The 10,820-nt window shown below is 51.3% G+C and carries 8 protein-coding genes; 1 reads left to right on the top strand and 7 read right to left on the bottom strand.

The features are described from left to right. Positions 1-399, top strand: a 399-nt coding sequence (locus J3456_RS18175; RefSeq protein WP_349581615.1) for an integrase core domain-containing protein, incomplete at its 5' end; no start/stop codon positions are given. Positions 400-656: 257 nt separating this feature from the next. Here the strand turns inward: J3456_RS18175 and J3456_RS18170 are convergent. The 7 genes from J3456_RS18170 to J3456_RS18140 all read right to left on the bottom strand — a co-directional run bounded on the left by J3456_RS18170 (position 657) and on the right by J3456_RS18140 (position 10,763). Continuing rightward, the gene (locus J3456_RS18170) at positions 657-1,985 is read right to left on the bottom strand and encodes a replication-associated recombination protein A (RefSeq protein WP_093737960.1); all 1,329 of its coding nucleotides are present in this window, start codon (positions 1,983-1,985) and stop codon (positions 657-659) included. Between the two features lie 86 nt (positions 1,986-2,071). Continuing rightward, on the bottom strand, positions 2,072-4,264 hold the full coding sequence (locus J3456_RS18165) for an AAA family ATPase (RefSeq protein ID WP_349581613.1): 2,193 nt from the start codon (positions 4,262-4,264) through the stop codon (positions 2,072-2,074). Positions 4,265-4,267: 3 nt separating this feature from the next. Then, positions 4,268-4,702 (bottom strand): VPA1267 family protein, encoded by a 435-nt coding sequence (locus tag J3456_RS18160; protein ID WP_093737964.1) that lies wholly within the window; start codon positions 4,700-4,702, stop codon positions 4,268-4,270. Further along, positions 4,702-5,367, bottom strand: a complete 666-nt coding sequence (locus tag J3456_RS18155) for a hypothetical protein (protein WP_093737966.1) — start codon at positions 5,365-5,367, stop codon at positions 4,702-4,704. The genes J3456_RS18160 and J3456_RS18155 overlap by 1 nt, the downstream gene beginning before the upstream one ends. Continuing rightward, complete coding sequence (locus J3456_RS18150) at positions 5,360-7,369, bottom strand: hypothetical protein (RefSeq protein ID WP_339638257.1); 2,010 nt, start codon at positions 7,367-7,369, stop codon at positions 5,360-5,362. The genes J3456_RS18155 and J3456_RS18150 overlap by 8 nt, the downstream gene beginning before the upstream one ends. Beyond that, positions 7,354-9,603 carry a hypothetical protein gene (locus J3456_RS18145; protein ID WP_349581610.1) on the bottom strand — a complete coding sequence of 750 codons (2,250 nt, stop codon included), beginning with the start codon at positions 9,601-9,603 and terminating at the stop codon, positions 7,354-7,356. Before J3456_RS18145 ends, J3456_RS18150 begins: the two co-directional genes overlap by 16 nt. Then, entirely contained in the window at positions 9,600-10,763 is a 1,164-nt protein-coding gene (locus J3456_RS18140; protein ID WP_349581608.1) for a tyrosine-type recombinase/integrase, read from the bottom strand. Before J3456_RS18140 ends, J3456_RS18145 begins: the two co-directional genes overlap by 4 nt. Between the last annotated feature and the right edge of the window lie 57 nt (positions 10,764-10,820).

The raw sequence follows: 10,820 nt of genomic DNA, 5'->3' as shown, positions 1-10,820 counted from the left end.
GATGACTTCAATCGCGAAGGACTGGCTATTGAGGTCGACTTCTCGCTGCCTGCTGAACGTGTCGTGCGTGCGCTGAACCAGATCATTGAGTGGCGCGGAAAGCCCCAAGCTATTCGTGTGGACAACGGCCCAGAATACGTCAGCGGAAAGCTCATGGAATGGGCTGAGAAACGCAATGTGCGGCTCGAATATATCCAGCCCGGTAAGCCCCAACAGAATGCCTATATCGAGCGCTACAACCGCACCGTTCGTGGCGAATGGCTGGGGCAATACATCTTCGAAACAATTGAGGAGGCACAAGACCAAGCAACACAATGGCTCTGGACTTACAACAACGAGCGACCCAACATGGGCATCGGCGGCATGACACCCGCAATGAAACTGAAAACGGCTGCGTGAATTCTACGGCTGGACCCCATTAAAAATGGGGGGATTACCTAAGCGCTTGGCTTGAAACCCGTCCTGCAATTCATGCAGATATACAGCCTCCTGTGCGAGTATTTGGTACCAGCGCCTTTTCTACCGCGGAAGGTAAAAGGTCTATCAGGCGAATGCCCGGTCGCAACAAACAATGAGGGCCAACCTACGGCCCTTAATGATGAGAGCGGTCGGCCCTCATTGCTGCGAAATGATCGGCGGGGCGCACCTACTAGTTCTTACCCGCCTTCGGAGTTGCGGACTTTCCGAAGCTTTTCGAAGTAGCGAACCCTTTTTGATAGTTCTCGCTCGAACCCGCGTTCAACAGGCAGATAATGCTGGGGCCTTGCCATCCCATCAGGAAAGAAAACCTGACCAGAGAAACCGTCGGGAGCATCGTGATCATATTGATACCCTTCGCCGTATCCAAGATTCTTCATCATTGCTGTGGGCGCATTCACGATGTGCATGGGGGGAGGTGCGGAACCGGATATTTTCGCATCAGCGCGCGCGGCTTTGTGTGCCAAATAGCCGGCATTCGATTTCGGGGCCAAGGCCAAGTAAATTGCGGCCTGAGATACAGCCAGATCGCCTTCGGGACTGCCAAGCTTTTCGAAAGTGTCCCACGCGCTCAGACAGATACGGGATGCCTCCGGATCTGCCAACCCTACGTCCTCCCATGCGATCATTGTCAGCCGCCGCAGGATAAAACGAGGATCTTCGCCGCCCTCAAGCGCTCTATGGACCCAGTAAATTGCGGCCTCGGGGTCAGAACCCCTTATCGATTTCTGGATGGCACTTGCGATCGAGTAGTGACCATCTGACGCGCGATCATACTGCGCCGCGCGCTGTGTCAAGCGATTGGCCACTTCCTTTGCAGAATAGATATGGTCCCGGGGCCAAGTGAGCGTGCTCTCGACCAAATTCAGAAGAGCCCGCCCATCACCATCCGCCATGGCACAAAGGAGCTCCTTCGCTTCGTCGTCCAAAGGCAGGGGGCTATCAAGAACCCTCTCAGTGCGTGCAATTATGGCGGATAGCGCTCGTTCGTCAAGGCGCTCCAAGACCATCACCTGACACCGGCTAAGCACAGCCCTGTTCACAGAGAATGATGGGTTCTCTGTCGTTGCTCCGCATACGGTAACCGTCCCGTCTTCCATCACTGGCAGCAAGGCGTCAAGCTGGGTCTTGTTGAAACGGTGGATCTCGTCAATGAAAAGGAGTGTTCCCTGCCCCCTGCGGTGGCGGCCGCGCGCCGCCTGGAAAGCCCTCTTAAGGTCCGCGACGCCACTGAATATTGCACTGATCTGCTCGAAATGAAAATCCGTTTTCATAGCCAGCAGCCTGCCAATAGTGGTCTTCCCGACGCCGGTCGGCCCCCACAGGATTAGAGACGAGATTTTCCCTGCTGCCAACATGGAGCCCAGCGGACCATCGCCGGCCAGTAGCTTGTCTTGACCGATAACTTCCTCGATGGCTTGAGGCCTCAGTAGGTCAGCCAAGGGGCGGGTCTTAGCCTTTCCTGTTTCAGGCTCAGTCGCATCGTCTTGTTGCTCAAACAGGTTCATTCGTCGCTCCATTCATTTCCCCAATCAAAGGCACATCAGGTCTTCGTTCGAGGTTCGCGACAAACGTGCATCGAATTCGGGCCACCTTAGAAGTCCGCGTCCAGGTGCTGTAAAAGGTTAGTCTTTCGCTGGAGGGCGATTGAGCCTCGATCCACCGCTTGCTGGACTAGGCCCATATCCTCACTGCAAACAATTAGTTTCTTCTGTGCGCGTGTCGCGCCCGTGTAGAGCAGCGTCTTATCCAGCATGTGCGTTGCCCTTCTGTTCAAGACGAGGATTACGTTCTCCCACTGCGACCCCTGCGCCTTATGGATGGTCATAGCGTAACCGAGGCTCATCTTGTCCAACAGGTCTGCATTTAGATCGAACATCCGGCCGCCGATCTTAACGCAGCCAAGGTGCCCGTCCTCGGTTTGTTCATCGAAGATCTCCACGATGGTGCCGAGATCGCCATTTCTAACGCCAATGTCGTAGTCGTTCTTTGTTATGAGGATTGGATCGTTCAGGTAGAACTTGCTGCCTGTGAAACTTACGTAGTCATAGACGCCGTCCTCATGGACTAGACGAACTACAGGACGGTTGAAGCCCAGCCGGCGTTGCATGCCCATGTTCAGGTTTCCGACACCAGCTTCGCCAGCTTGCATCGAGGTTAGAATTGCGCACCGTTCAGCCCCCCCGTGAACCTGGAACAACTGACCAATTTCATCTGGGTCGACGCGTCGTAGGACAGCGCAATCAATTTCCACTCCCTCCTGATAGTCAGGCAAAGCTATGCACCCGTGTTGATGCCTCACCGCCGTTGCAAACCGATGAATTCCGCTCTCGGCTCCTTGGCGTTTCACCTCAGTTAGTTCGACGGCCGGGAAGGTCGATTTCATAATGTTATGAAACAACAGGCCGCCCCCGACGGGCGGCAATTGGTCCACGTCACCTACGAAGATAAAACGCGTGGCAGCAGGTAGGTGTAGCAGAAGGGCGTGCATGGAATATAGATCAACCATACTGGCTTCATCGATCACAACGATGCAATGGTCGGGACGCTGGTCCTGCTTCTTCCTTGCCATGTCCGCACAGAACTTAGCAATTGTCGAAGCAGGTCTACCAGTGGCTTCAACCATCCTTTGTGCAGCCCGCCCTGACAACGCGACCTGGAAGATATCAACACCAAAGGAGACCCTCTCCAACACCGTCACGATAGCCTGAAGGATTGTCGTCTTGCCCGTCCCTGCTCCGCCCGATAGCGCGAACACGTTCATACTTGACGCAAGCAACACCGCACGCCTTTGCTCATCCGTGAGCCTGAATTGAATGGTCTGCTCAAATTCGCGCAATCGCTCCGTAACCGCCTCAACGGTTAGATTGCACTCCCAATCCGCCGCGCTGCTGCCCGCGCCCGGCGGTCGAAGGATTGCATCACGCAGCCTCTGCCCCGTAAGGGCCTCAAGCAGAAATTCCCCTTCAAGTTGAAAGCCGTCCTCGCCACGGATATAGCCGATGAGTTCCTGTTCCATCGCGTGCCGCAGGACGACATTGAAGTCGACACCCATCTCTCTGCATTTCTTCTCGAACGCAGGCCGTAGCATCAAAGTCGATGACGTAGCGCGACAATATTGCGAAATGAGATCGGCTGCCAACGCAGCTTGGTATTTCGGGTGATCCGAGGCAAAGCCCAACCCCTTTGCAATCTTGCAGCACAGCTCGAATGGGACGTCGAAGTTCAGCAGCCGAAACGGGTTCTCCTTCAACATCGCGATGGTTTTCTCACGCCAAACCGCCGAAAGCGTTTCAGCCAGCTTTACCGGCAGATGGTGATCAGCAAGCCAGTTGATAGCTGCCATGTAGGCATCGCTTGGGAATTCCAGTAGCAGTGGGCCGATGGACCGACTCGGAACCCCAGCCTCCAAAAGCGAGCTAATGTCCCGTTCCTCGATGATCTCGATCAAGCGAGGATTGCGGGCCAGGCGACCAGCCTTGACCTCCCCAATGCCCTTCACGTTTCTCTGGAGCCACGTTTCCAGCAAGCGAGTGTTTGGCTTTACGAACCGAGCTGTATGGGCTTCGAGATGATCCTCGATGATTGTGTATCCGCCGGCCGTGAACGTTGTCTGTGCCGTCGGCCCGTCGACTTCCCACAAGGAACCAACCTTGGCAGCATCCTTGCAGGCTTCTGGCAGCGAAACAGAGAGGCTATTCGCCACGTGTATGACGCTGCCATCAGCTGCGATGCGCATAGCGCTGACAGAGCCATTTCGACGCCTCTTCGATACCTGGATGAGCATGGGTCAGCGGAAGTCTTTCGTCGTCTCCAAGAAGGCATCTCTCGCCGACTTGAAATGCTTCACCTCTTCGAGTTCACGGCGCAATTGTCGGTTCTCCTCTTGCAAGCTTGCGATCCGCTGCAACAGCTTCGAATTCGACGTCGCTGTGCGCTTCATTCGATCATTGGCTCTTTCCCTCGCGGCGCTTTCCTCAGCGATGGATTTGGATAGGGCTGGATGTTGCGAACCCCATCGAACGTCGAGTTCTTCGACGAGTTGTTTGATGGCGGGGTTCTGTCCAAATGAACGTCTGTTGAAGCCAAGCTCAGTGGCAACCTCCTTGCGGTTTAGCTTACCCCGACGAATATAGTCCGCATGATCACCCCGCGCTTCCCGCTCAGAGACCCATGCAACGAAGCGAGCAAAGTTCTCGCTCCCTAATTGCCGACCGCTGGACATTATTCCGCCACCTTCATCTGGAACTTGGTCCTCAACTGATCTTTAAGCCTGCTGATCTCTTCGTATGCTTCAACAAGCTTCCCTTGTAGTCGCTCTACATCCTCATCCAACTTGGCGTTATTTTCGAGAAGACGATTGTTCTGTTGGAATAGCGAAACATAGGAATGGTTCTGGGACGCTAGGCGATCGGCCATGTTTTGCTCGAACGCCGCTTTGGCATATTCCGAAAGCTTTATCTGCTCGAGCTTACGATACTTTTCAAGCAGGGCCGAGTAGGCGGCCTTTCTCTCAGTTGCTGAGGGCCTAGCGTTGCTCAAACTCCGGGCCTTGATCGCGGCCTCCAAGCGCGTGTTCAGCGACCCTATGAACTCTACAGTGCGCAGAACATCTCGCCGATCCTTATTTCTGAGGTGTCCCTCGTTGAGCCCCGCTGCTTTGTTGAGAGTTGCGGCGACCAATTTCCACTCCTTGATTTTGACTGTGCGTCCGGGCTTCAATCCCCGGGTGAATGCCAGCTTCTTCTCGAACGCTACGAGTGCGACATCCACAATGCTTTTGTAGCTTTGCGCAACATCAGCATCATAATACCAGAGAGGCGGGCGAGCTTTGTCAGGCAGCTGAGGAGAGAAATCGAGATCAAAATCTTCCATTTCAAGGTCAGACATCCACCTTCTCCATTTTTCTCACCAGAGCCTCCAGAGCCCTAAGAGTCTTTTGAGCGCCATCAACGAACAGTGGGCCGATCAGATCATTGCCTTGCCATTCCTGAGCCTCCGCTCGGTAGGTCGCAAGACGTCGTTTTAATGTCAGGAAGTGAGGATCATCCTTGTTGTCAGTTTGTTTTATTATGCAACTATTTACACACCCTACGCAGCTATCTACATCAGCCGTTTGGGTTCTTGGAATACCCGCTTCGTCACGGCAATTCGCGAGTTGTTTTGTGTTCTCAGTCAAAACACATAAACCATATTCATGAGGGGTGACAATCGGCTCGCCAACATGCTCTTCTATAATCTGCCTAATGGTTGCATCACGCGCACTCTTATCGTGCATCTCGACTAAACCAATATTGTCCGCTTGCCTCGTGAGGAATTCACCCAGCTGCCCATGGAGGGTGGCAGCACCATCTACGTATCGACTGACGAGTTCAAAAATCTGGCGCCTGCCAAGGTGCTGATACTCCGACAGCTCGACCTTATTATGCGTGTAGACTCCAGTCATTTTCGACCCGAAATGGTGCCGGTAATGATCGCGGATAAGTGGCATAATATTTCCATCGAAACGGCGCATGGCAAACTCGGCCCAAGCATGGCGGAATCCATGAGCTGTTACGTGCGGGCAGTAGTTACGGACATCATCACCCTGTCCCTCAAGAAAAATCTCGTAGAAGGAATTAACCTGCATCGTAACGTTAATAGCGTTTTTATTCAGAGAGTATACCGGCTGGTTCTGCGAGTTGAAACTATACCTAAAGTAGGAGAAAAGCTCTTTCCTCCTCTCGCAGGTCAAGCCGACGCCACCTAGACCATCCAGGACATCGATAAAATCGGCGACAGCAGCCGAAACATGCCGATCCGTAACGACCCCATGGTTGGTTTTTTCGATGTTCGACGCGAAGATATAGTCCGCCCCCTTTTTCTCGAACGCGTCGCGTGCCATTCCGCTCGCTTCACTATGTCGGATACCAGTCAAAATAAGAATCGCCAAATAACATGCTGTAAGAAGATGGTCCCCCTTTCGGGTAATTGAACTCTTAATTGAATGTGTGCCAATCGCGAATGGGATTGATGGAAGGGGAAGCTGATCTCTCGACTTCACGTTCGGGTAACACTTGCAAAGCTCCTCGAAGAACACTTGATCTACAGACCAAGCCTTTAATCGGCTGCCATAGCATGTGCTCCGTTCACCAAAATTTGAGAAAAATTGGCCAGCGGTCTTCCAACTAGGAAGCCTTCCCTCTTCGCGAAGCCTTCGTTCCGTTTGAAACCACGCGAGGACGTATTTGGTCTCATCCGATTTTATCAGCTGGAAACAATAACCTAGGACAGCCAAAGCAATTTCGAAAGGAACGATCGAAAAACTTCCGCCAGCCCGCCAATCTGCGTAGCTTTCGCCGGCATCTCTCACCCATACTGAGCAAAGGTCTTCCCAACGCCCACTTAGATTAGACGCCGGTAAGTACTGCTCAGGCACCAAACGGTGCTCCGCGTACCGCAAATCATACATCCACGCAAGTAGACGAATTCTACTGAACACCGTGGGCCCCCGAGCAATCGAACCATCGATATTGTGTATCACGAGCTCTATAAGTTCACTCTCACTGAGATCAGCTAGCAGTCGCCCCTGAAACTTACTGTTCATGAAATGAAATACTGAGGCAATGTTACCATAGGTAGAACTCATGCTTCTGGGACTCTGCACAGTCGCAAAGCCATCATCCACCCCTTCACAACGCAAGAACACAATATTCTTTGCGACCAGCTGCTGCCAGCTTCGAAGCTCCCCGAAACGACTCCTAAAGTCAATTTTCACTACCTCGCCCGAATCGACGTGATGAATAAACCAAATATCGTCGAAATACTTACCTGGGTTCTTGGCGTAACAAGAAGAGTCAATGAGAGGAGCACCGTCAGACGAACTAGCAGCATCTATCATTCCACGATCCATGAGTTCCCCCCTTCCGATATCGGTGCATGTGGTATCCTGCGTTCCAAATGCCCATATTTTTCAGATGCATCTTTCAGACTGACAGCACTGAAGCGCTTCAGGAGCAACTCAAGAAAGTTAAGCTTTGCCCACGCATTGATAGCCTTGTCGAGGTCTTGGGTGGCAAAAAGACCCTCTAACTCTCCCTCGATATGGCGCACCTCTTCCATCATCATGCGAGCCGTGAGACCGGAATCGAAGAGATAAATCATTCCATCCTTTTTAATCAAACCGCTTTTTTCGACAATAAATTTCTCTGCCTTGGCGGCCGCTAGGATTGTTTCGGGAGGAGCTTCGAGACTACTTCCCCGCAAGCCTATAAAATCCACTAAAGCAGAAACTGAAAACGGGCTTGTTCTCTCCTCCCATTCACCAATAATATCATGTGAAATACTGGCCATTTCCTCTGACACGGCGGCGGCAAACGCCCTGCCCTTCCTCAGCTTCACTTTATCTCTCGACCGCGCCCGATAGATTTCCTCACGGGTCTTCAATGTATGAAATTCATTCTGCGCTTGTCGTGAGAGTTCATCTGGATCTTCACTGTAATAGGACTTCAGCAGCGTAGTGGATTTAATGAATCCTCCTCGTTTTGCTTCTTCCGCATATACATGCGACTGAGCAATTGCCGAAGGAAGCAGTGCTTTAGCCGTACGCCTTTCGACGTCACCAAAATTAAACGCTCTGCCATTCTGACGTTTGACTTGAACGACGCTTAAGTATATCTGTTTAACTACAATTAAGTTTGCGTCTGACAAACCGTACTCGATCAGCCCTTCCGAGTGATCGGAAAAAGCCAAATGATAGAAATTCCAGGTGGAGCTAAAACGGGCAGTCTGCGGTTTATAGGGTGATATCATCGCTTCAGAAACGACATTCCCCAATGGGCGCTGATCATAGTCCCACAGATATGCTTTAAGCGCTCGACCCATCCTTGTATTCTTCTTAATACAAACGTTCTCTGCCTTACCACTCCGCCCCTTGAAGCTTCTAATCCAAATTCCTGTCGCATCTTCATCAATTTGCGCCCGTTTGAGGCGAACCGTGTTAGACAACTGAATTCTTCGTGATGCCAACAGCCAGACAAGGCACGTCTCTTCTTCCAAACTGGGGCCTAAGAAGTCGAGAAGTGAAAGCATTAATCTGGACATAATGGAGAAATTCTTCCCTCCATTTTCCCAAATAGACCATTGAGATTTCGGGTATGAACATGACGCAGTGACTTTTAAAAGCTGGTCTGCGAAACCCTTCGCTCCATTTTTGGCCAAATTCACTGCGGATGAAAAACGTTCGAAATGTATTGACTTCCGCCATTGGGACATTGCGATTGCATTGAGAAACGCATCATCCATAGCCACCAGAATCTCGATGTTAATACCCAAGATTTCGAACCACTCATTCTCCCATTTCAGAACTCTGGGTGAGTACGCTTGTGTTCTTTCAATCTTCCTGAGCCGTTCCACGCCGATCCGCGTCACCGCATCGCAGATCTTAGCATATAGCTCTGGATGCTCGTTCCGAAGTCGCTTTCGAACATCTGACCATTTTCGGATAAACGCAGATGCATAATCAGTAACAGCATCGATGTACTGCTCATTCGTATAGTTAAGACTATCGCCGAATACATCTTCGAGAGACCTGGTCGGGTATCTTTCTACCGCTCTTAGGTTTGGCCAATAGCCGCTATCGAGGGCTTTTGCCCCCTTCCCCCCGATAAGGGTTCTGATCTCGCGCTTCACTTTTAGATCATCGCTCTTATCGGCGGCTTTATTGAACAGCCTCTTGGCGTCGTCCATGCTTGCCTTGATGCTGTATTCTGATGTCAACTCAGACTTTAAACGCTTGAGTAGCGCTCTTCCAAAATAACGCCTGTCTGATTCTTCACCGCTGACCGCTACCTTCACTATATATTCAAATGCTCTTTTATAACTTGGCACACGGGAAGCTGTGATGCCCGATTCTGGGGAATTTATGACTGCAATCATCGGCCCGATATATCGGTGGCATCGTAGTTGGGCAGGGACGCCAACCTCTTGAACCACGCCGAGGCTATCTACACCAATCCGTGCCACCCCCTTCAATGTGCCTGGTACATTCTGGACGTCGCTACGGTATCCTGCAGCATAGTCGCTCTCTTCTTCAGTAAGGCCTCCACGAATTAAACGCGCTTCCGCAAATGAAGATCGATTAGTCATTCAAACTCCTCCGTCACGTAGCGGACTTGGCTGGCATCAGATGTTTGATCGACCATTTTGGCATTCTGTTCTTCAGCGTTGCCATGGAGAAGGATTTCGAAGTTGATGTATATATTCGTGGTGTCGAGACTTTCATGCCCTAACCTCTCTCTAAGCTGCTCATAGTTTTCGTTCAAAGCGCGAAGCCTATTCGCAAGGTTAGTCGCGTAGGTATGTCTCAATCCGTGGAATGTCCGTGTCCGGCTATGCCGTATCCACATATCGAGATTGGGAGTGTTCGCATTCCCATTCAATAGTATGGCGTCCTTGCAAGACTTATAAATTTTTGACGGATATGACGTGCTTAATCTTTTGTCGCGCGCCGACCCAAACGCAATATCGCCCGACACATGAAAGGTATTAACATAGCGGAGGATATCCTTCGCCAAGGCAGTTGGGAAAGCAATCTTCCGTACCTTTCCGGAACCCCGCCCCTTACCAATGATTGCGTATAAAAAATCGTTTCTCTGGCTGCTTTCAGCTTTCTTCAGCTCACTCCTAATTCTTGGAATACTGAAGTTGTCGGGATCAACGATTTCAGCGCCGCGGCAACCGGTCTCGTAGGCTACGCGAAGTATGAGTTCATCTCGCCTTCTTAGCCTCGCGTTCTTTTTAACAACGTAACCAGAGAGGGTTTCGAAGTCTTTATAGGAAAGGTATTTCGCGTAAAGGCCAAACGGATCGAGTGAATTCTTTGTTCCGGCCGCCAGATTCACTTCCTCTTGCAGACTATGATTTATGTATTCCGATACCTCTATAGCCTTCTCAATGAACCCCAGATGCTCCATCGCCCTATAGAACTTTGCGATGAACCCGTGATAGTGTTCAACGGTAGTCGCTTCTAATCGCTTCTCTTGAAAGAGATGTTTGTCTAAGTATGCTTCGAGAAAGAACGCATCGACTTGGAGAGGCTCTATCCCTTTGCTTTTGGCAAAGTTCAGGAAATTTGCGACTTGGTGAGCCAGTTGATCATAGCCTCTCGGCTTCCGGTAGTATTCATTCATGAGCCAGATAGACGCAGGGAAGTAGGGTGCGAGCGTATCACCGTCTCGGATCATCTTGACGGTTCTCACCATGCCTTGGTGTTCGACTTCGCAAGTGACAACCTCAAATCCGCTCATACTGCTCCTGATGATGATCTGCAGGCTGTGGGCAGGTAGTTAATTCACCATTCAATA

Source organism: Sulfitobacter sp. NFXS29, assembly GCF_040148765.1.
In the GTDB taxonomy this organism is placed as follows: Bacteria; Pseudomonadota; Alphaproteobacteria; order Rhodobacterales; family Rhodobacteraceae; genus Sulfitobacter.
The sequence above is the reverse complement of the archived record's forward strand: the minus strand, read 5'-3'. Positions and strand labels throughout refer to the sequence as shown.